Source organism: Sorangium sp. So ce375 (assembly GCF_051473855.1).
Taxonomy (GTDB): Bacteria; Myxococcota_A; Polyangia; order Polyangiales; family Polyangiaceae; genus Sorangium.
In genome coordinates this window covers 8,706,537-8,726,553 of sequence record NZ_CP150335.1, presented here as the reverse complement: position 1 = coordinate 8,726,553, position 20,017 = coordinate 8,706,537, and the positions used below count along the sequence as shown (strand labels likewise).

Below are 20,017 nucleotides of genomic sequence, written 5' to 3'. Positions count from 1 at the left end.
GCACCGGGTCACGCGCGCCGGCCGCACGGCGCAGAGCGCGGCGGTCGGCGGCGGTCGGCGGTCGAAAGCAGCCGTGGCGGAGCCGGTCGGAGCCGGTCAGGCGCGCGCCGCCCCCGTGGACCGCTCACCGCCCGCCGTGGTATGTCATGGAGGTTTGCGGGGGGAAGGTGAGCTCTCCTGTGGCGGAAGACAAGGGACACCAGGCGCTCGCGACCATCCTCGCGCTCCTCGCCGAGGTTCGCGAGGGCGCGTATGATGGAAGGCTCGCGGCGCTGCCGGCCGACGACTCCCTCGCTCCGGTGCATGAAGGAATCAACGCCATGCTCGAGGTGCTCGTCCGGGAGCGGCGCCGGAATGCGGTCTACCGCGACGAGCTCGAGGAGGCGCGCACGACGATCGAGCTGCAGCGGGCCGCGATCCGGGAGATCTCCAGCCCGATCATCGAGGTGGGACGTGGGGTGCTCTGCTTGCCCCTCGTGGGGATCATGAGCGCGGAGCGCAGCGAGGGGGTGCTTGACGCGCTGCTCGCGGCCGTGTCGGAGCGCGGTGCGCGTTGTGTGGTGGTGGACGTGACCGGCCTGAGCGGGATGGACATCGACACGGTGCGGTGGTTGCTCCGGCTGGCCGGCGCGGTGCAGCTGCTCGGCGCACGCTGCGCGTTGACGGGGATCGGGAGCGAGCTGGCGAGGACCATCGTGCACGCTGATTTCGAGGTGAGGGGGCTGACCACGCTGAGCAGCGTGCGCGAGGCCCTGGAGCGCTTCGCGCGGGCCTCGGAGTGATGGGCGTCGATCGCCGTTGCCGCCGCCGCGGACGGGGCCAGGTCAAGCGGTGATAGCCTCAGTATGGATACAGGTATACGGTACGACGCTTCCCGCTTGAACATGAAGCAGCGGTGATTGCAGGCGGCTCAGGTGTGTGGGGGCCAGCTTGATCGCATAAGACACGTCTTGTCGACTGGTCCATTCAGTCTGACTGCGCGGGCCAGGGACGGCTTCGAGAATCTCGACTTTGCGGAGCGCATTGGCTTGTCTTAGAGCGACGAACAGGTTGCAAGTCGTATAAATTCAATGAGTTGCCAAACTCGACGCTCCCCCGGAGAGCAAGCTCCAAGGACAAGTGAATGAGGGAAAGAGAAAAACCGCAAGGACGCAAGGGGCGCAACAGATGAGAGATGAGGTAGTTGCCAGTCTTCCCCTTGCGCCCCTCGCGCCCTTGCGGTTTGCTTCTCTTCTCTTGATTTCCCCGAGACTCGAAGGCGATCGGTGTTCTGGCCGCCTGCGATCGGCGAAGCCGAGGTCCAGGGCCAGCTCCGTCAGGTTCCGGGCCCCGCCGAGGAGGCGCTCGAGGGCTGTGCGCAGGCGCAGGCCGAGCAAGTAGCGATGGATGGGCTACTTCTTCCCCGCGAGGAGCGCCGCGATCGTCGGATAGTCGCTGTCCTCGACGGCGCCCTGGATCACGCACGTCACCTGCCCGCTCGGCGCCGCGAGCGCGTGGATCGGCAGCTCGGTCGTCTCCTTCACGCCGAGCGACCGCAGCCACGCTGCCCGCTGGGGCCCGTCGGGCAGCCAGTACGAGGCGCGCACCCCGGTGCCCGGCTGCGCCTCCAGGAACCGCGACAGCTGCCGCTCGTCGTCGTCGATCGAGATGAACGCCAGATCGACGAGCACGCCGGCCGCCCGCAGCTTCTGCTGCCATCCGAGCAGCCGCGGCATCTCCTCCATGCACGGCTTGCACCACGCCGCCCAGAAGTTCACCCAAACCCACTTGCCGACGCCGAACCCGATGTTCGCCGGCAGCTTCTCCGCGCCGCTGGCGGCGACCGCCGTGAGCCCGCCCGACGAGGGCGCAGGCCGCGGCGACTGCCCCGCGCACAAGAGCCGCGGCGCGGCCGGCGCCGCCTCCGCCGCGGCGCTCGCAGGCGCCTTGGCGCTCGCGGTCGCCGCCCCCACCGGCGCCGTCACCGCGTTGCTCCGCCCCTGGCCGGGCGTCGGGGGCGGCGGCAGATCCGCCTTCTGGTCCGCGTCGCACCCGCCCGCGAGCCCCGCGGCCAGGGCGAGGGCGACAAAGGCGCCCCGGAGCGCGCCGCTCCTCTCCTCGGAGCTCACAGCTGACAGTCCACCCAGGAGACGAACGCGCTCCGGTTGATGGCCTCCGCCGTACATGCCTTGTTCTTGCGCGAGACGTTCCATTGGCAGTATTCCGCGCCGAGCTGCGCGAACTCGTTCCCGAGCCACAGCATCCCGACCTTCTTCTCCAGGTCCTGCTCCTTGAACTTGTCGGAGATGTCGAAGAACGCGCTGTTCGCGCGCTTGTGCGAGAGCGTCCGGTTGAACTCCGGCCCCCCCGTCTTCGACGCGCGAGCGACGATGAAGAAATAGCGGGCTCCGCGCCGATCGAGCCACATCTCCTCGATCATCTTCTTCCCGTCGTCGTCGAGCTTCTCCGAGGCGTCGTCGAACATCACGACCCCGCCGCGCTGCTTCAGCGGCGTGAAGAGCGCGTTGAAGTCGTCGTCGCTGATCGACGCGAGCGTCTTCACGTCGGCCGGCTGGCACCCGCGCCGCGCCTCGGCCCCGACCAGGCCGCACGCGTTGAGCACCCGCTGCAGCACCGTCTTGAACGCCGGCGTGCAGTACGGCGCCTCGGCGTCGTTGGCGATGGCCACGGCCGGCTTCACCGCCGCGGCCAAGCCCGTCTTCAGGCGCTGCGACGCGGCCTGCACCTCGCTGTGCACCGTCACCCCGGACGCGACGAGGAGCGCGCACCCGGCCACGATCCCGATGATCCCTGCGCCTCTCATGATCTCCTCACTTCGTCCGGAGCGCCGGCGCGAGCTGCCTTATCGCGTACGACATCCCGATGTCCGTATCCTCGTCGCAGAGCCGCGTCGTGCCGAGGAACATCTGCGGCGTCGAGACAGGCAGCTTGTTGTCCACGATGTAGCGGAGCATCCGGTTCAGCCGCAGCGCCGTCTCCTTCGAGTCCATGCACGCGTCGAGCCCCGGCCAGCGCTGCCGGATCGCCGCCTGCACGTTGGCGGTGCCCGCCCCGGCCTTCGCGCCCGCGAGCAGCTCTTCCTGGTTCTCGTAGGACCACTCGAGCACATCCATCGCCCGGTGATCGCTGCACAGGATCGCCTTCGAGAGCAGGCACGAGCCCGGGTGCACCGGCCGGTCGAGCATCCAGTTGCACTCGCTGTCCAGCGGGAAGAGCACGAGCGTCGCGTCGAGCTTGTCGAACACCCCCTCGGACACGAGCCGCTGGTGGAACGCCTTGCAGGTCGGGCAGAGCGGATCGACGAAGATCGTCGCCGGCTGCACCGCGCCCGGGCGCGTCACGTGGATCAGCGCGCCGTTCGGCTCGGTCGGCTTCTCCAGCTTGCCGCAGCCGGTCATGTAGCTCGCGTAGCTCGGGAGCGCGCTCGCGTAGAGCAGCGCCGGCGTCACCGCGCACACGGCGAGCGCGACGAGCCACCCCGGCAGGAGCAGCGCCGAGCCCATGCGGCGCGGCGGCTCGGCAGGCGCGGCGGGGCCGCCACCCGGCCCGTCGACCCCGAGGGGCGCCCCGGGCACGGTGGGCCCCACCCCGGCCGCGCCTGCCGCTGAAGGCGCGCGCGGAGCCGCGCTGGACCAGGCCGCGGCGCGGGCCGCCCTGCGGTCCTCGAGGAACGCCCAGACGCCGCCGGCCGCGAGCAGCACGGACGAGATGTACATGCCGACGCACGTCTTGCAGAACACCCCGAGGCGCACCGCCGAGATGGTCGCCATCAGGATCGACACGGCGAGCGGCGTGAGGCCCGCGAGGAACAGGAAGTGCGCCGCGCGCCGCGGCGCGTGCTGGCCCGAGAGCAGCACGTAGAGCGCGAACGCCGCGAAGAACGCGAACGCGCCCAGGGCGAACAGCGAGATCGGGATACCGCCCCAGAAGCCCTCGCGGAACAGGGCGGAGTAGGGGCTGTACATGGCCACGCGGCACGCGGTGTCGGCGCCCGCCTGCGCGCCGAGCCCGGGGATGAAGCTGCAGTGCAGGTCGTGGACCTGCCGGTCGAGGTGCCGGATGTAATCGAACGTCGATGAGGCGCTGAACGCGAGTCCCAGGAGCGACCCGCTGAGCGCGAGCGCTGCAGGCCCGCGAGGACCACGACTGCGTGACATGGCCGAGTGGATTACGCGACGTCGGGCAACGCGTCAAATAAGGACGCCTGTGCGCGCGGGCGTGCGTCCCCCCCCGATGGCATGACGCGCGGCGCGCGGCGCAGGGCGCGATCGCCCCGCGAGGTGCGCGCGCTGACCGCGCACCGCGCAGCGCCGAGCCCGCCGGCAAGCGCCGCGCCGAGCCCGCCGGCCGAGCGGCTCGCCGCGCGTTGACGAGGGGGCGCGGTGCGTGCGTCGTCGTTGCCCACGCGATCGGCCGCTGCTAGGAGCCGGATCGGGGGATTCGGGAGCCCACAGCCATACCGATGACGACCTCTGCACCCGGCGCGGCGAGCGGCGCGCCCTCTCCTGTGAAGCTCGGCCCGTTCGACGCCGAGTTCCTCGCGGATCTCCCCTACGACCCCTCGGTGCTGTTCTTCGACGAGCTCATCGAGGTAGACGCCGAGAAAGGCCTCGTGCGCTGCCGCATGCCGACCGACAGGCCGATGCCGCTCGTCGACGCGCAGCGGGCGCACCCGCTGCTGCACCCGCGCCACGTCGCCGGCGCGATCATGGTGCACGCGACGGGGATGCTCGGCTTCGTGCACGCCTACCACCTGCTCGGGCTGCGCCACCGCGAGGGCTGGATCGGTTATGGCACCAACATCCACCGGGTGGTCTTTCGCAAGCTGGTGCAGCCGGGCGCGCCCATCGAGGCGACGTGCGTCGCGACGCGCTCCCGGCTCGGCGTCAAGCGGCACATGATCCGCTATTCGTTCGAGTTCCGTCACGAAGGCAGCGTCTGCTACGAGGGCGATCAGACGGCCGTATGGATGCGCGTGCAGGACGTTCCAGCGATGGATTCCCGACCCGCGATCGAGGACCCCGAGCGATCCCTCGCTTGACCCTCGCGTTCGTCTCGTCTACCCGCCCTCCCCATGTCGGATTTCGATGCAGGATCGATCGTGCCGTCCACACGCGATCTTCTCCAGGTGATCTCCACCCGCAGGAAGAACATGGCCCTTGTCGGGCTCGTCGGCTCGGACACGCCGGCGGAGGATGCGGCGCGGCTGCACGAGCTGAACATCTCCGCGCTCGCGTTCGCCGAGGCCGGGCTCGCCATGCAGGGGGCCGCGCGGGCGACGAGGACGGTTCCGTCGCTCTGCCTCTCCCGGGTGGGTGATCGGGACGGCGCCCTCGCGGCGCGCTACTACGGGGCGGACGGGGTCTGCATCGACGCGACGCTGCCGCTCGACGACTGGGACCGCCTCGCGAAGGGGGCGAGGACGATGCGCATGCTGCCGCTCGCGCTGGCCGAGGGCAAGGAGGGGGCCGAGGCCGCCGCGAAGGTCGGCGCGCGCGCGGTCCTGGTCCGGGGCGCGTCGGCGGAGGCGGTGATCGAGGCCGTCGCGTCGCTCCCGAGGGCGCTCACCGTCGTCGCCGAGGTGCTCTCGGCCGACGCCGACGCGCTCCGCCGTCTCGTGGGCCACGTCGACGCGGCGATCGTCCCGCCGGGCGTCCACAAGTCGGCCGAGTTCCCGGGCCTCGTCGCCGAGGTCGACCCCTGAGCGCGCGCCCCGACCGCTGAAATGTCGGGCCGCCCCTCGACGGCGGGGGCTCCCTCCTCCACGATTCGGCCTCGATGAGCAAGGCCTACGAACTGGATGAGCCGCGGCGCGCGCTCCGCGAAGGAGCGCTCGTGCAGGCCATGCCCGAGCTCGGGACGCTGATCGTCACGGGCTCGGACCGGCAGACCTGGTTGAACGGCCTGGTCACCTGCGATCTCGCGCCGCAGAAGCCGCTGCCTGCCGGGGCGAAGGCCGCGCCCCCCGCGGGCGGCGCGTACGGGCTCAACGTGGGGAAGACCGGGAAGATCTTCGCCGAGGTGTGGATCGTGATCGCGGCCGATCGCATCTACGTCGGCGCGCTGCGCGAGCGCGTCGAGCAGCTCCGCGAGCTCTTCGATCGCCACCTCATCATGGAGGACGCCGAGGTCCAGGACGCCTCCGGCGAGCACGCCTGGGTCTTCGCCCACGGCCCGCGGTCCGCCGATCTCGCGGCGGCCGGGCGCGCCGCCGGCGCCGAGGCCGCGATCGTCGACTGGACGGGCCTCGGGGGCGCGCTGCTCGTCGCGCCCCGGCAGGCCGAGGGCGCCGTCCTGGAGGCGCTGCTCGCCGCGGGCGAGGCCGGCCCCGTCCTGCCCGTGACGGCGGCGGCGTGGGACGTGCTCCGGGTCGAGAACAACGTCCCGCGGTTCGGCGTCGACTTCGACGACCAGAACTTCCCGCAGGAGGCCTCCATCGAGGAGCGCGCCGTCTCGTTCAACAAGGGGTGCTACCTGGGGCAGGAGACGGTGTTCATGCTCCAGGCGCGCGGTCACGCCAAGAAGCGGCTCGTGCAGCTCGCCGTCGAGGGGGAGGGCGGCGTGCCCGCGGGCGCGGAGATCGCGCTGCCCGACGGCGCGGCCGTCGGCGAGGTCACGAGCCAGGTCGAGGACCCGCGCGGGAAGGGGCTGCTCGCGCTCGGCTACGTGAAGTACAAACACGCGGTCCAGGGCACCGCGCTCCGGATCGCCGGCCGGGCGGCCGAGATCACGCGCGCTCCCGCCGGGCCGGTGCGCGCGAAGGCGTAGCGCTCCGCGCCGGCGCCGCCGGACGGCGGGCCGGGGGAGCGCCGGGTAAAGCCCACCTCAGGGGAAGATCTCGCGCTCTCCGTACACCGCGGCGAGCCGCTGCAGCGCGACGGCATAGGCCCCGAGGCGGAGCGTGCACTTCTTCTGCCGCGCCATCTCGGTCACCTCGCGGTAAGCGCGCTTCATGGCCTTTTCGAGCCGGGAGTCGACCTCCTCGAGCGTCCATGTCTCCGAGCGCTTGTTCTGCACCCACTCGTAGTAGCTCACCGTGACGCCGCCCGAGTTGGCGAGGACGTCCGGGAGGATGTGGATCCCGCGCTCCAAAAGGATCTTCTCCCCTTCAGGCGTGCACGGACCGTTGGCGCCCTCGGCCACGAGACGGACTTGCAGCCAGCTCGCCTCCTCCACGCCGACCTGGTTTTCCAGGGCCGCCGGGATGAAGATGTCCGCCTTGAGACGGAAGAACTCCTCGCGGCTGATCGGCTTGCCGGCCGGATAACCCGCGATCGAGCGGTTCTTCTTCACGTAATCCTGCAGCTTGTGGGGATTGAACCCTTCCGGATTGTAGAGATACCCGGTGTGATCGCCGACCGCGACGGTCGAGGCGCCGAGCTTCGACAGGAGCACGGCCGTGTGCGAGCCGACGTTGCCGAAGCCCTGCACGAGCAGCGTCGCGCCGCCGAGGTTCACGTCGTTGTCCTCGGCCCACTCGGTGATGCAGTGGACGACCCCCTGACCCGTCGCCTTCTCGCGACCGTACGTGCCCCCCGACGCCACCGGCTTGCCCGTCACGACGCCCTTCACCGCCTGCTTGAAGAGCTGTCCGACGGTGTTCATGTACGTGTCCATGGCCCACGCCATGGTCTTCGCGTCGGTGCCCATGTCGGGAGCCGGGATGTCCGTCTCCGGGCCGATGTTTCCGCCGAGCGCATGGAAGAAGCGGCGCGTGATCCGCTGGAGCTCGGCGCGCGACACCTCGTTCGGGTTGAACTTGATACCTCCCTTTCCGCCGCCGAGCGGCAGGTTCATGAGGGCGCATTTCCACGTCATCATCGCGGCCAGCGCCTTGAGATCGTCGAGCGACACCGTCTCGTGATATCGAATACCCCCCTTGAACGGCCCGAGGAGGTTGTTGTGCTGGATCCTGTAACCCTTGAAGAGCCGGATGCTGCCGTCATCCATCCGCACTGGGAAATTGACGATGATCTCGTTCTTCGGCTGGCTCAGGATCGTGGTGATGTATCCCGGCAGCTCGATCAGCCGGGCGGCCTCGTCGAGATAACCCTGGACGACTTTGAAGAACTCGTATTTGTGCCTGTGGCCGGGAGCAGCAGGGGTGCTCACCGGCGGAGTCGCGGTCTTGGTACTGAGCTGTTCTTCCATGGCTATGTAACTTTCTAGTGCGCAGAGCGCTTCCGTTCAACGTCGGGCGCAACCATGCATCGCGTCAAAGCGGCTCCGGACGGGCGGGGCGATGCGTCAGGCTGCCAGTGTGCGATGAGGCGCCGCGTTGACGGCGGGTACGCAGCGTCGGTTGGGCGAGGCGGCGGCGCGGGCGCGCCGTGTGGGTGGCGCGCGTCGAGGGGGCGCGGTCTTCGGACGGGCGCGGCGCGGGGCGCCGTTCAGGACCTCGACCACAGGACATACAGATACGTGATGATCCCGGTGACGAGCAGGGCATCGACGCGGTCGAGGATGCCGCCGTGGCCGGGCACGATCCCGCCAGAGTCCTTGATCCCGAAGGAGCGCTTGAACAGGGATTCCCCGAGGTCTCCCGCCTGACCGAGACCGCCCGCGACGATCGCGAGCGCGAGGGCGTCCACGAGCGGCAGCGACCGCAGGAACCAGAAGTGGGCAAGGAGCGCGCCGATCACCGCGAAGAGCAGGCCGCCGAGCGCGCCCTCGACGGTCTTCTTGGGGCTCACCGCCTCGTAGAGCTTGCGCCGGCCGAGGAAGCGGCCCGCGAAATAGGCGCCCGTGTCGGAGAACCAGGAGAGCAGCATCGCCAGCACCACGAACGAGGGGCCGTCGGCGCCCCCGTCGCGGCGGAGGAGCGCCAGCGCGCCGAGCCCGCCGCCCACGTAGAGCGGGCCGAAGCTCATCGCCAGCACGCGCAGCGCCGCGGTGCGCATCTCGCCGAGGCGCACCAGCGTGACGAGCATCGCGGCGAACGGGAGCAGGAAGATCAGCGCGAGGAGCGCGCTCGGCGAGCTGCCGAATCGCCAGATCACGCCCAGGACGGCGAGGGTGAGCGCGACGCCGATGGCCCGCGCGACGCCGTCGTCCGCGTGGGTCATCGCGAAGAGCTCGAGCGCGCCGATGGCGGCGGCGATCGCGACGAGCGCCGCCCAGCCCCAGCTCGGGCCGAGGTAGAGCAGCGAGAGGAGCAGGGGCGCGGCCACGATCGCGGTGACGACCCGCGTCGCGAGGTTGGAAGCAGCCAATCTCAGACCCCCGTCCGTGAGCCGTTGTGGGAAGCGTGGGAGGCAGGCGCGGCGATCTCTCGCGTGGGCCACGCCAGGTCCGCGTCGAGCGCGCCCGCGCGCGGCGCGGACGGCTCGCCGCCGCCGCCCTCCGCGCCGTGCGTGGGCTCGGCGGCGACGTCGCGCCGCTGGTAGGCCGCGATGGCGGCGAACAGGTCGTCCTCGGTGAAGTCGGGCCACAGCCGCTCGGTGAACGACAGCTCGGCGTACGCGGCCCCGTAAAGCAGGAAGTTGGAGAGCCGCTGCTCGCCGCCGGTGCGGATGATGAGATCCGGCTCGCCCACGCTCAGGCTCGGCAGCCGCGCGGCGAGCAGCGCCCCGTCGATCGACTCCGGATCGAGCCTGCCGGCGACCGCCTCCATCGCGAGCTCGCGCGCCGCGGCGGCGATCTCCTCGCGCGCCCCGTAGGACAGCGCCAGCGCGAGCGTCATCTGCCGGTTCGTCGCGGACGCCTTCCGGAGCGGGTCGAGCACGTCGCGGACGCCCTCGGGGAGCCGGCTGATGTCGCCGATCGCGACAAGGCGGATGTCGTTCTCGAGGATCTCGCAGCGCTCGCTCATCAGGTACTCGCGCAGCAACCCCATCAGCGCGTCGACCTCGTTCTGAGGCCGCGCCCAGTTCTGCTCGCTGAACGCGTACAGGGTCAGCGCCTCGACGCCGAGCCTCCGGCAGACGCGCACGATCCGCCGCACGGCGGCGCTGCCGGCCTTGTGCCCGGCCTCGCGCGGCTCGCCGCGCAGCTCCGCCCAGCGACCGTTGCCATCCATGATGATTCCGACGTGGCGCGGGAGATTTCTGGCTTCTACGAGGTTCATCGGCGGGGGCAGTTTCCCTTGTTGACTACCGACTGTCGACTGTTGAGTCTTCACGCCCATGAGCACAGGGGTTGGTCTCACGGTCACGCTGCGCGTCAGGATGGGCGCGCACGACGCACATTACGCGGGCGAGCTGTGCGATGGAGCGCGTATACTCGCGCTCTTCGGCGATGTCGCCACCGAGCTCCTGATCCGCCTCGACGGCGACGAGGGGCTCTTCCGCGCGTACGAGGCGGTCGAGTTCCTCGCCCCGGTCCGAGCAGGCGATTTCATCGAGGCGACCGGGGTGGTCACAAAGGTCGGCGCCACGTCGCGCACGATGGCGTTCGAGGCGCGCAAGGTCGTCGCCAGCGTCCGCGAAGCCGGGGTGGCGCCCTCGGCGGCCGACGCGCTGGCCGAGCCGATCATCGTGTGCCGGGCGCTCGGCACCTGTGTCGTCCCGAAGGAGCTTCAGCGTCGGCCGCGCCTCGTCCTGCCGGCGCTGTCGGCGCCGCCCCCGGACCACGCGCAGCTCCCGGAGCCGCGGCCGATCATCACGCCGCCCCCCCGGATCCTTGTCACGCCGCCGCAGAGCGCCCTCATCCTGACGGCCGCGATCGTCGGCGCGGAGACGACCCGGGCGCAGACGCCGCACCTGCCCATCACGGCGCGCGAGCTCGCCGACGAGGCCGCCCGCTGCCGCGACGCGGGCGCCTCGGTCGTCCACCTGCACGTCAGGAACCCGGACGGGTCGCCGAGCCAGTCGCGCGCGCTGTTCGCCGAGGCGATCGCCGCGATCAACGAGAAGACGGACGTCATCGTCCAGACGTCGACCGGGGGCGCCGTCGGGATGAGCGTCGACGAGCGCGCCCAGCCGCTGCTCTGCAGCCCCGAGATGGCCACCCTGAACTGCGGCACGATCAACTTCGGCGACGGGATCTTCGACAACGCCCGGCCCCTCATCCGGGACATGGCGGCCCGAATCCGCGCGGCGGGGAGCGTCGCCGAGCTCGAGTGCTATGAGGTCGGCCATATCCATGAGGCGCTCAGCCTGGCCGCCGAGGGGATCCTCTCGGACCCGCTCCACTTCCAGTTCGTGCTGGGGGTGCCCGGCGGCATCGCTGCGCGCGAGGACGTGCTCCGGTTCATGATCACCCAGATCCCGCAAGGCGCCACCTGGGGCGTCGCCGCCGTCGGCCGACATCAGCGCCCGATGACCGAGCTCGCCATGCAGCTCGGCGGGCACGCGCGGGTCGGGCTGGAGGACAACATCTACCTGGAGAAGGGCGTGCTCGCCGAGGGGAGCGCGCCGCTCGTCGCCCGCGCAGCCGCCTTCGCGAGGAGCGTCGGCCGCGAGGTGGTCGAGCCGGAGCGCGCGCGGCAGCTCCTCGGGATCCGCCCGCGCGCCGCGGCGGCCCAGGCCGGCGCGGCCGGTGGAGGGAGCGCGCGCGCGCAGGGATGACCGACCGACCGCTCTCCCCATGGATCGATCACCTGCGCGGTCGGCTCCCGATCGCGCTCGGCGTCGCCCTGCTCGGGGCCGTCGCGCGGCTCTCGACGCCGGCCCCGCCGGCGCGGACCGCGGACGCCATCGCCGGGATGCTCGGTGGGGCGATCGGCGGCACCGTCAGCCCGGACGACTTCGTCTGGGAGGAGCGCGGCGGGTTCTTCTCCGACGCGCTCCTGGGCCGCCGGGTGCTGTTCCTCGGCGTCGCCGATGTCGCGCGCCCGGACGGCGCGGAGCGCGGGCCCGACGCCGAGCGCGGGCGTGGCGCGGAGCGCGGGCCCGACGCGGAGCGCGGGCGTGGTGTTGAGCGCGGGACCGACGGGCGCGGCGCCGCCGACCTGTACCGCGCGCGCGTGCGGCTCACCCGCTCCGGCCGGCCGGTGAGCCTGGACGGCGTGCGCAACCTGACCAGGACACCCCTCGGCGACGATCGCGGCCTCGTCGCGCGCGGCAGCCGCGTCGCGGTGACCACCTCCGCCTTCGGCGCCGTGCAGGGGATCACGCTGCTCGATCTCGGCGGCGGCGGGCGCGCGGGCGCGCGTCCCCTCGGCGAGCGGCTCCGCGCGGCGATCGACGGCTGGATCGAGACCGGGAGCGTGGACGGCGCGTCGCTCGTTGAGATCTCGTTCGACAACCCGCCCGCGTCTGCGCGGCTCGACCTCGTCGACGAGGGCCTGGTGATGGCGCTCGGACCGGAGGCGGTGCCGGCGGCGCTCAACGCCAGCACGGGCGAGGTCGACACGGGCGGCCGCGATCCGTTCGTCGCCCGCGCGCACCACGTCCCGCGCCGCGTGCCCTCGCTCGGGGAGCTCGCCGCGCCGTCCGCCGAGCGCTTGCTCGGTCCGACGGCGGCCGCCGCGGTCGAGCGGCTCGCGCTCGCCGTGTCCGGCGCGGCGCGGAGCCTCGCCTCGCCGGACGCGGCGTACCTGACCCACGGCGCCGCTTCTCCGGAGCCCGCGCCCGAGGGGTGGCCTTCGCTCTGGCCGCCGCCGCCGGTCGCGCCGGCGGTCGATCCCCCGCTCCCGGGGGAGGGCGCGTGGGTGCTTGTGGCTCCCTCGCTCCCGCGTGTGCTCCCCGGCATCGAGAGCGATCCGCAGCGCCCCGCGAGCCCGTTCGCCGCGACGACCCTCCGGCCCGACCCGCGGCGGCCAGAGGTGCGCGTCCACCTGCTCGCGATCGACACGCGGCACATCAAGTTCACCTTGCAGGCCGGCTACGAGGCGCCCAGGCCGACCGTCGGCCCGCGCGGCACCGGGCTGCTCCCCGACGCCTCGACGCTCCGGGGCGCCATCGGCCTCGGCGCGCCCTCGCGCGAGCCGGGCGCGCCCCAGGCAGACACGGAGGCGCTCGGCATGGTCGTCGGCGGCCGCGCGCTCGTGCCCCCGCGCGACGGCGCGGCGACGGTCGGCGTCGATCTCTCGGGCCGGCCGTACTTCGGCGCGTGGCCGTCCGGCGGCGACCTCGAGCGCGTGCCCTGGGCGCTCTGGCAGCGCCCGCCGTCAGGGAACCCTGGCGCACCCCGCGCCGAGGGCGCCGCGCGCTTTCCCTGGGCGCTCTGGCAGGGCCCTTCGCTCTTCGAGGCAGGGAGCGCCGCGGCCCCGCTCGCCGTCCTCGCCGTCCCCCCCGCCGGCTCCCCCGCGGAGCGCGCGCCGGCCGACGCGACGCTCTCGCCCGGCGACGGGGACGACCTCCTCGTCGAGCGCGCGGCGCTGTGCATGACCGACCGCGGCTTCGTGGTCCATGCGTGGGGCAGCGCCCTCGACGCGGCCGCGCTCAGGGCGGCGCTCGAGCGCGCCCGGTGCCTCGCCGGCGTCTCGCTGGGCAGGGCGCCGGACCCCCTCGGCGTCGCGTTCCTGAGCCGCCAGCAGGACGGCAGCCTGACCGCCGAGCGGCTCGCGCCCGCGATGTCGATCGCGCCGCCGGCGCACGTCGCGTCCGCGTCCCCGCGCCCGTTCCTCTATTTCGAGTCGCGCTCGGCGGAGGGGCCCCCGGCGCCGGATCTGTCGTTGCCCGGCGAGCGCATGGGCTGGACGCAGGACGGCGGCGCGCAGCCGCCCCCGGCGTGGAGCCCGGCCGTGTACGCCGCCGACGGCGTGCACCTCGGCGCGCAGGTCCGCGTCCACGCCTTCGCTCCGGACCGGTTCCTGTTCCGCCTCCGCGCCGGTTCGCGCGAGATCTCGCCGCGGAGCGCGCCGAAGCTCGACGCCGAGGTGCCGGCCGACGAGCGGCGGCAGGTCCTCGCGGCGATCGGCGTCGGCACCGGCCGGCGGCGCGGCCCGCGCGGGCTCGCCGTGGGCGGCACCGTCGGCCTTCGCTTCCGCGGCGAGGGAGGCTTGCTTCTGGTCCGCCAGGGCCGCGTCGAGATCCGCCCGGCGGGCGGCGCCCCGCTCGCGCCGGGCGCGGACGCGACGGAGCTGCCGCTCACCGCCGACGACGGCCGGCTGCGGCCGGAGGCGCGCGAGATCGGGACCATGCGCCGGCGCAGCGCTGCCTGCGTGCTCGACGACGGCACGCTGCTCGTGGCCACGACCACCTTCGACAGCGACGAGGCGACGACCGAGGCGCTGCTCGACCTCGGCTGCGCTCGCGTGGTCGCGCTCGATCGCGGCGCGCACCGCAATGCGTTCGTGCACCGGGCCTCCGGGGACCCTGCCTTGCAGCAGGCCTACGAGGACACCGCGCTCTTCGCGGTCGGCGTCGCGATGCCCGGCCGGGCGCGCCGGCTCGCCCCCTGAGCGCTGCCCTGCCCGCGCGAAGCGGCCGCGGAGCGGCGAGGATGGCCGGTCCTCCTCGCCGGCTCTTCCGGGGGACGGGGCTGGGCGGCGATCAGGCGTGGGACAGCATGCCTCGCAGCATGCCGAGCGCGCGCGTGTGAAGCTGCGAGACGCGCGGCTCGCCTATCCCGAGCTCCGCGCCGATGTCCTTCAGCTTCGCCCCTTCGAAGTAGTACATGCCGATCACGCGTCGCTCCCGCTCCGGGAGCTGCGCGATGGCGAAGGACAGCGCCCGCCGGGTCGCCAGCGCGGAGATCGCCTCGATCGGGTCGTCTTCGCCCGACATGTGCACCGACTCCTCGGCCGGGGTCACCTCGCTCAGGCTCACGAAGACGGTCGCGCCGCCGACCTTGCTGGCGGCCGCGGCTTCGGCCTCGACCGCCTCGCGCGCTCGCCGCGACAGCCAGTCCTGCGCGCGGAGCTCGTCGACGATCGCTCCGCGGATCCGGAGCTTCGCGTAACCGGCGAACGTCTCGCCGTCGTTCCCGCCGTTCTTGCGGAGCGAGTCGACGAGCCCGAGCATCCCGGCGCTCAGCAGATCGTCACGCTGCACGTTGGGCGGCAGGTGGCGCGACACCTGCCGCACCAGCTTGCGAACGAGCGGGAAGTACCCCTTCAGCACCTCTGGGTGGAGCGGCGCGCACGGCGGCTCGTGGCCGCGCGGCTCGCTCCCGCAGGCGGCGTCGATACAGCGCGGCGGGCTACAGCCGCCGTCCGGCTCGCCGTTTCGCTCCAACGACGGCCACGCCGCCTCGTAGGCGCAGGGAGACGTGGCCTCCACGGACTCCCAAATTTCGTGCGCGCACCTTGACGCGACTTCCGCGGACTCCCAAAGCTCACGGGCGAGCGACGCGCCCGGCTCCTGCACCCCGACGCCCGGCGCCGCATCGAGATCGAGCACGGAAGGCGCTTCGAGCAGCGCGTGCTCGCACGGGACGATCGGACACGTCCCGCCAAGGGCGACCGGCTGGACGAACTCGCCCCCATCACAGCATGGGGGGAGTGACCTGGGAGGGAGCCCCTCCCGCTGCAGTCGGGTCGATTGCTGCACGTGAGGTGGATTGGTGCCACAACTCTCGCAGCGTGCAAGGCAGAGCCGTGCAATTGTGTCTGGTGCGGATGTTCAGTGTGTGGATTATAGCCAGCGGGCGCGACAGCTCACTTTCCCGCGGGCGGAGTTTCAGGAGCAAGGGTGGGTGAACCTGACCCCAGGACCTTCTCCGTTCCGCCTCCACTGCCCACCGTGCCCGAGTTTGTCCCTGTAGTATTCATGGGTTGCGGTTGAGCCGCACGGGGCTCGCCTGACCCATACACCTCTTCTTCGGCGGAGACGGGGACATCGCGCGCCGCCTCGTCCGCCGCGACAGAGCCCTTCGCCCCCTCATAGCGGGGTGCTTCTCCAGGCCCTGAGTAATCCACCCAGTACACCTTATCTGATCTGACGTCCAGGTGAACGAACGTCGAGTTGGGATAATATCCGACACCCGCGTTGCGGAAGCCTCGGCAGAAATCGCGGACCACGGTGTTGGGCACGCCCTCGACCATGAAATCGACGGCGCGACCGTGGTTGTGGTTGGAGTGTGGGGTGTACTGGGTGGGGGAGTAGGGACGATAACCGCTGACGACGCGGAGGGGCCTGCCGCCGAAGTGGTCGCTCACCATGGCTATCAGCGTGGCGAGCCGCGGATCGATGGGAATCGAGGCGGTGGGGGACGCGCGCATCAGCCGGCTGAGCTTGGGGAGGGCCTTGGGGACGAGCCGCCCTTTCGGCGTGAGCAGCTGGAGGTCCAGCCGCTCCCCGCCGCGCACGAGGCGGACCCACCCGGGGCGCTTGGGCCGCTGCGCATAGCGCTTGTTCGGCGGCGTCGACCGGGGATCGGCCTTCGCGTCCTTCTTCGACCCCTTTCCCGGGGAACGGGCGTCGGCGTCGCGCTCCTTCGCGCTGGTGCCGCGGCTCCGCTCCGGCTCGTCGCGCAGCGCGGCCCCCCGGCCGGGGGCGGCGCGCTTGGCGCGCGCCCCGGGCTCGCCCCGCTCCGGGATCACGAGGACGAGGCCCGGGTGGATCCGCTGGCCAGGCCTGAGCCCGTTCGCCTCGCGGAGCGCGTCGACCGTGATGCGGTACCGCTTCGCGATCTTGCCGAGCGTCTGGCCGGCGTAGACGGTGTGCTGGCCATCCTCGGCGACCGCCGTGCCGGGCGCGGCGCTCAGGAGAAAGGCCGCCGCGAGGGCGGCGAGCACACACCGCACCCGCGATGACCGAGGGGGCGGCTCCATCGCGGCCCCGGCGCGGGGGCCGATGCCGCAGAAACGGGAGAACTCCGGATGCATGAGGGGACTCTGACCTGCCGTCATCCGTGCCCGACGACCGAGCCCCGGACAGTGCTACCCTGGGCTGGCGCGCGCTCGCCGGGCCGACCGGCGGCGCCGCGCCGCGTATCGGACTTCGATAGGCGGGCGGCAGGCGAGCGTAAAGCGGTTTTTTGCCCAGCGATCGGCGGTGGTGCGAAGCTTCGCCAGAAGCGACCAGAAGCGATCACAGGGGATCGGGCGCCCGGGGGCCGGGCAACGCGGCCCGGGCTTCCCTTGCTTCACCCAGCTGGGCGCGGATCAGGACGGACGGGATGTCGGAAGGCAAGAACTTGATCGGGGTCGATATCGGATCGAGCGCGATCAAGATCGCTCAGATCAAAGAAGGTCGCAGGGGCTATGGCCTCGTGCGGCTCGGTTACGCGCCGCTCGCGCCGCAGGCCATCGTCGACGGCCACGTCATGAACGCGCAGGCCATCGTCGAGGCGCTCGGCCGGGCCTTCTCCGAGGCCAAGATCCGCCAGCGCGAGATAGCGCTCAGCATCAGCGGTCAGGCGGTCATCATCCGCAAGATCACGGTGCCGCTCATGACCGCCGCCGAGCTGGACGAGCAGATCCAGTGGGAGGCCGAGCAGCACATCCCCTTCGACATCAAGGACGTGCACGTCGACTACGAGGTCCTGCGCCGTCGCCCCGAGGCCGGGCAGATGGACCTCCTGCTCGTCGCCGCGAAGCGCGACGAGATCAACGACTACACCCAGATCGCCAGGACGGCGAAGCTCAAGCCCATGGTGGTCGACATCGACGCGTTCACCGTCCAGAACCTGTTCGAGGTGAACCGCGGCATCCCGCCGGACCAGACGTTCGCCATCATCAACGTCGGCGCGAGCCTCGCGTCGATCAACATCGTGTCGCGCGGCGCGAGCGCGTTCACCCGCGACATCGGCAACGGCGGCAACTACATCACCGAGCAGATCCAGCGGAAGCTCGGGATCAGCTTCGAGCAGGCCGAGGAGTTCAAGTGCGCCAGCGTGACCTCGGGCCCGGGCGGCGTGCCCGCGCAGGTCATCGAGACCATCGAGCAGGTGTGCGACTCCATCGCGGGGGAGATCCAGCGCTCGCTCGACTTCTTCCTGGCGACCAGCGGTGAGGGCGACATGCACCGCATCTACCTGACCGGCGGCTCCTCCAACCTGCCGGCGCTGCCGGCCGCGATCGGGCGGCGCGCCCGGGTGGCCGTCGAGCTGATCCAGCCGATGGAGCGCATCACCGTGGAAGCGAAGGAAGTCAACCAGGAGCTGCTCCGGCTCCGGGCGGCGCAGTTCTGCGTCTCGCTCGGGCTCGCGATGCGCAAGGACCGGGAGAAGCGCTCGTGATTCGCGTCAACCTGCTGCCGCAGCGGCGCGGCACGCGCGGGGCCGCGCCCCAGGCGAGCCAGCGGTGGCTGCTCGTCACGCTCGGCGTCGTGATCCTCGAGATCGTCGCGCTCTTCCTCTTCCACCAGACGAAGGTCGAGGAGCTCGAGGAGCAGAACCGGAAGAACTCGCTGCTCCAGAGCCAGATCCAGGACATCCGCACGCTCGTGGCGAACCACGAGGAGATCAAGAAGGCGCTCGTGGTGCTCCGCGCGCGCGAGGACGCGATCGCGAAGCTCCAGGCCGCGCGCAGCGGGCCGACGGCGGTGCTCCTCGAGCTCGCGCAGCTGCTCACGAACGGCAAGGGGCCGACCGCCGACCCGGACAAGCTCGCGCAGCTCCGCAAGGAGAACCCGCTCGCCGTCTACAACCCCTCCTGGGACAGCCGGCGGCTCTGGCTCACGAGCTACGTCGAGTCCGAGCGGACCGTGCGCGTCGAGGGGCTCGCGCGCGACGGCACCGACGTCTACGAGCTCGCCCAGCGGCTGAAGCTGTCCTCGTATTTCTACGACGTGCAGCTGCTCCCGGGGAAGAAGGAGAACGAGAAGGCGTCGCGGCTCGAGCTCGTGTCGTTCGCGCTGCAGCTGAAGGTGAGGTACTGATGGCCACGAAGCCCATGCCCGCGCAGGCCGGCTCGGCGCTCGACCGGCTGCCGACGGTCGCCAAGCTCGGCGTCGGCGCGCTCTTCGCGGCGCTCGTCGGCATCCTGTACTTCGTCGGCTTCTACGCCGACGTCGACTCGCAGATCGAGGGCGCCGTGCAGAAGCAGGGCTCGCTCCAGGCCGAGCTCACAAAGGCGCAGGCGTCGAAGGCCGCCTACCAGAAGGACCTCGACGAGAAGACCCGCCGCGAGCAGATGAGCCGCGAGCAGAAGAAGATCCTCCCGGACGAGTCCGAGACGCCGGCCTTCCTCTCCGCCATCCAGGGCGTCGCGACCGTCTCCGGCGTCAACCTGACGTCGTGGAGCCCCACCGACGAGATCCCTCAGGAGTTCTTCTCCAAGGTGCCGATGAAGCTGACGCTCTCCGGCAAGTTCCACCAGGTGGCGAAGTTCTTCCACGGCGTGGGGCAGCTCGACCGCATCATCAATCTCGAGGAGGTCCAGATCAAGGAGCCGAAGGTCGTGGGGACCGACGTGGAGGTCGAGGTGGAGTGCCTCGCGACCGCGTTCCGCGCCGTGCGCGCCGGGGAGACCCCGACGAGCGGCGTGAAGCGGCGCGGCGGAGGTGTCCGGTGAAGGTCGGCCGGATGCTGCTGCTCGCCCTCGGGGCGACCACCGCCGCGGCCCTCGCGCTCACGGGGTGCGGGGAGGATCCGCCGACCGCCGCTCCCAACCCGGCCGGCGCGGCAGCCCAGCCGATGGCCTCGGCCTCGCCGCCGCGCGCACCCGCGGCCGGCGCCGCCTCCGCGGCCGCGTCCGCCAGCGCGCCCGAGCTGCCGCCGCTGCCGCTCCGGGAGTTCCAGGAGGCCGACTTCTCCGAGAGCGACCGGAGCCGCGACCCGTTCCGGAGCTTCGAGTCGCTCTTCGCGACGCAGGCGCGGGGGCGGGTGACGATCCAGCGGCAGGTCCTCGTGGATCGCTTCGCGCTCGACGAGCTCAGGCTTGTCGGCGTCGTCTCGCGCGCGCCCGCCCGCGCGCTGCTCACCGATCCCACGGGGCTCGGGTGGGTGGTGAAGGTGGGCGATTTCGTCGGCAAGGCCGAGATCGTTCACGCGGGCGGCCCCACGGGCGTCGACGTGGCCGTGAACTGGCGCATCGATCGGATCCGCGACTCCGACGTCGTCTTCATCCGCGAGGACCCGTCGCACCCGGAGATCCCGCCGACCACGCGCGTGATCGCGCTGAGGCCGCTCGGCGAGGAGGGCGAGGCGGCCCTCGGCGCCCCTTGAACGCCACGAATTGGGCCCGCGCCGGGCACCCGAAGTAGCCTCCCGGCAGCGTGACGCAGATCTCGCGTCACCGCGAAGC

The 20,017-nt window shown here is 71.9% G+C and carries 18 protein-coding genes; 10 read left to right on the top strand and 8 right to left on the bottom strand.

Annotation, left to right across the window (positions count from 1 at the left end):
* Window positions 1-179 precede the first annotated feature (179 nt).
* Window positions 180-782 (top strand): STAS domain-containing protein, encoded by a 603-nt coding sequence (locus tag WME90_RS32425; RefSeq protein WP_437275909.1) that lies wholly within the window; start codon window positions 180-182, stop codon window positions 780-782.
* A 609-nt stretch (window positions 783-1,391) separates the two neighbouring features.
* Here WME90_RS32425 and WME90_RS32420 read toward each other — a convergent pair.
* From WME90_RS32420 to WME90_RS32410, 3 genes are read right to left on the bottom strand one after another with little or no spacing between them, the layout of a single operon-like run.
* A complete protein-coding gene (locus tag WME90_RS32420; protein WP_437275908.1) occupies window positions 1,392-2,108 on the bottom strand; it encodes a thioredoxin-like domain-containing protein in 717 nt (238 codons plus the stop codon).
* Window positions 2,105-2,803 (bottom strand): hypothetical protein, encoded by a 699-nt coding sequence (locus WME90_RS32415; RefSeq protein WP_437275907.1) that lies wholly within the window; start codon window positions 2,801-2,803, stop codon window positions 2,105-2,107. Before WME90_RS32415 ends, WME90_RS32420 begins: the two co-directional genes overlap by 4 nt.
* Window positions 2,804-2,810: 7 nt before the next feature.
* Window positions 2,811-4,157, bottom strand: a complete 1,347-nt coding sequence (locus WME90_RS32410; protein WP_437275906.1) for a vitamin K epoxide reductase family protein — start codon at window positions 4,155-4,157, stop codon at window positions 2,811-2,813.
* 305 nt (window positions 4,158-4,462) lie between these two features.
* On the opposite strand from WME90_RS32410, the gene WME90_RS32405 reads away from it, so the two are divergent.
* The 3 genes from WME90_RS32405 to ygfZ all read left to right on the top strand — a co-directional run bounded on the left by WME90_RS32405 (window position 4,463) and on the right by ygfZ (window position 6,768).
* Window positions 4,463-5,041 carry a hypothetical protein gene (locus WME90_RS32405; protein WP_437275905.1) on the top strand — a complete coding sequence of 193 codons (579 nt, stop codon included), beginning with the start codon at window positions 4,463-4,465 and terminating at the stop codon, window positions 5,039-5,041.
* A gap of 60 nt (window positions 5,042-5,101) precedes the next feature.
* Window positions 5,102-5,704 (top strand): hypothetical protein, encoded by a 603-nt coding sequence (locus WME90_RS32400; RefSeq protein WP_437275904.1) that lies wholly within the window; start codon window positions 5,102-5,104, stop codon window positions 5,702-5,704.
* 74 nt (window positions 5,705-5,778) lie between these two features.
* Entirely contained in the window at window positions 5,779-6,768 is a 990-nt protein-coding gene (ygfZ, locus tag WME90_RS32395) for a CAF17-like 4Fe-4S cluster assembly/insertion protein YgfZ (RefSeq protein WP_437275903.1), read from the top strand.
* A 57-nt stretch (window positions 6,769-6,825) separates the two neighbouring features.
* Here ygfZ and WME90_RS32390 read toward each other — a convergent pair whose 3' ends face one another.
* The 3 genes from WME90_RS32390 to uppS all read right to left on the bottom strand — a co-directional run bounded on the left by WME90_RS32390 (window position 6,826) and on the right by uppS (window position 10,066).
* Window positions 6,826-8,151: a Glu/Leu/Phe/Val family dehydrogenase gene (locus tag WME90_RS32390; RefSeq protein WP_437275902.1), complete on the bottom strand. Its 1,326-nt coding sequence runs from the start codon at window positions 8,149-8,151 to the stop codon at window positions 6,826-6,828.
* Window positions 8,152-8,390: 239 nt separating this feature from the next.
* Window positions 8,391-9,212, bottom strand: a complete 822-nt coding sequence (locus WME90_RS32385) for a phosphatidate cytidylyltransferase (RefSeq protein ID WP_437275901.1) — start codon at window positions 9,210-9,212, stop codon at window positions 8,391-8,393.
* A gap of 2 nt (window positions 9,213-9,214) precedes the next feature.
* Window positions 9,215-10,066 carry a polyprenyl diphosphate synthase gene (gene uppS, locus WME90_RS32380; protein ID WP_437275900.1) on the bottom strand — a complete coding sequence of 284 codons (852 nt, stop codon included), beginning with the start codon at window positions 10,064-10,066 and terminating at the stop codon, window positions 9,215-9,217.
* A 58-nt stretch (window positions 10,067-10,124) separates the two neighbouring features.
* Between uppS and WME90_RS32375 the strand changes: the two genes are divergently transcribed.
* Window positions 10,125-11,507, top strand: a complete 1,383-nt coding sequence (locus tag WME90_RS32375) for a 3-keto-5-aminohexanoate cleavage protein (protein WP_437275899.1) — start codon at window positions 10,125-10,127, stop codon at window positions 11,505-11,507.
* Window positions 11,504-14,287: a hypothetical protein gene (locus WME90_RS32370; RefSeq protein WP_437275898.1), complete on the top strand. Its 2,784-nt coding sequence runs from the start codon at window positions 11,504-11,506 to the stop codon at window positions 14,285-14,287. Before WME90_RS32375 ends, WME90_RS32370 begins: the two co-directional genes overlap by 4 nt.
* A gap of 91 nt (window positions 14,288-14,378) precedes the next feature.
* On the opposite strand, the gene WME90_RS32365 is transcribed toward WME90_RS32370, so the two are convergent.
* Both WME90_RS32365 and WME90_RS32360 read right to left on the bottom strand, forming a co-directional pair.
* The gene (locus WME90_RS32365; protein ID WP_437275897.1) at window positions 14,379-15,227 is read right to left on the bottom strand and encodes a sigma-70 family RNA polymerase sigma factor; all 849 of its coding nucleotides are present in this window, start codon (window positions 15,225-15,227) and stop codon (window positions 14,379-14,381) included.
* A gap of 257 nt (window positions 15,228-15,484) precedes the next feature.
* On the bottom strand, window positions 15,485-16,654 hold the full coding sequence (locus WME90_RS32360) for a DUF882 domain-containing protein (RefSeq protein WP_437275896.1): 1,170 nt from the start codon (window positions 16,652-16,654) through the stop codon (window positions 15,485-15,487).
* A 293-nt stretch (window positions 16,655-16,947) separates the two neighbouring features.
* Here WME90_RS32360 and pilM point away from each other — a divergent pair, with 293 nt between their 5' ends.
* Genes pilM through WME90_RS32340 form a run of 4 tightly spaced genes read left to right on the top strand, consistent with a single transcriptional unit; the run spans window position 16,948 to window position 19,938 of the window.
* Entirely contained in the window at window positions 16,948-18,009 is a 1,062-nt protein-coding gene (gene pilM / locus WME90_RS32355) for a type IV pilus assembly protein PilM (RefSeq protein WP_012238809.1), read from the top strand.
* The gene (locus WME90_RS32350) at window positions 18,006-18,650 is read left to right on the top strand and encodes a PilN domain-containing protein (RefSeq protein ID WP_437275895.1); all 645 of its coding nucleotides are present in this window, start codon (window positions 18,006-18,008) and stop codon (window positions 18,648-18,650) included. Before pilM ends, WME90_RS32350 begins: the two co-directional genes overlap by 4 nt.
* The gene (locus WME90_RS32345; protein ID WP_437275894.1) at window positions 18,650-19,285 is read left to right on the top strand and encodes a type 4a pilus biogenesis protein PilO; all 636 of its coding nucleotides are present in this window, start codon (window positions 18,650-18,652) and stop codon (window positions 19,283-19,285) included. The genes WME90_RS32350 and WME90_RS32345 overlap by 1 nt, the downstream gene beginning before the upstream one ends.
* Window positions 19,282-19,938 carry a pilus assembly protein PilP gene (locus tag WME90_RS32340; protein WP_437275893.1) on the top strand — a complete coding sequence of 219 codons (657 nt, stop codon included), beginning with the start codon at window positions 19,282-19,284 and terminating at the stop codon, window positions 19,936-19,938. The genes WME90_RS32345 and WME90_RS32340 overlap by 4 nt, the downstream gene beginning before the upstream one ends.
* Window positions 19,939-20,017 lie beyond the last annotated feature (79 nt).

Bases quoted from the DNA above. Each gene is read 5' to 3' on its own strand.
- WME90_RS32370 (WP_437275898.1), top strand. From the start codon at position 11,504: ATGACCGACCGACCGCTCTCCCCATGGATCGATCACCTGCGCGGTCGG.
- WME90_RS32415 (WP_437275907.1), bottom strand. From the start codon at position 2,803: ATGAGAGGCGCAGGGATCATCGGGATCGTGGCCGGGTGCGCGCTCCTC.
- pilM (WP_012238809.1), top strand. From the start codon at position 16,948: ATGTCGGAAGGCAAGAACTTGATCGGGGTCGATATCGGATCGAGCGCG.
- ygfZ (WP_437275903.1), top strand. From the start codon at position 5,779: ATGAGCAAGGCCTACGAACTGGATGAGCCGCGGCGCGCGCTCCGCGAA.
- WME90_RS32410 (WP_437275906.1), bottom strand. From the start codon at position 4,157: ATGTCACGCAGTCGTGGTCCTCGCGGGCCTGCAGCGCTCGCGCTCAGC.
- uppS (WP_437275900.1), bottom strand. From the start codon at position 10,066: ATGAACCTCGTAGAAGCCAGAAATCTCCCGCGCCACGTCGGAATCATC.
- WME90_RS32375 (WP_437275899.1), top strand. From the start codon at position 10,125: ATGAGCACAGGGGTTGGTCTCACGGTCACGCTGCGCGTCAGGATGGGC.
- WME90_RS32390 (WP_437275902.1), bottom strand. From the start codon at position 8,151: ATGGAAGAACAGCTCAGTACCAAGACCGCGACTCCGCCGGTGAGCACC.
- WME90_RS32345 (WP_437275894.1), top strand. From the start codon at position 18,650: ATGGCCACGAAGCCCATGCCCGCGCAGGCCGGCTCGGCGCTCGACCGG.
- WME90_RS32405 (WP_437275905.1), top strand. From the start codon at position 4,463: ATGACGACCTCTGCACCCGGCGCGGCGAGCGGCGCGCCCTCTCCTGTG.
- WME90_RS32360 (WP_437275896.1), bottom strand. From the start codon at position 16,654: ATGCATCCGGAGTTCTCCCGTTTCTGCGGCATCGGCCCCCGCGCCGGG.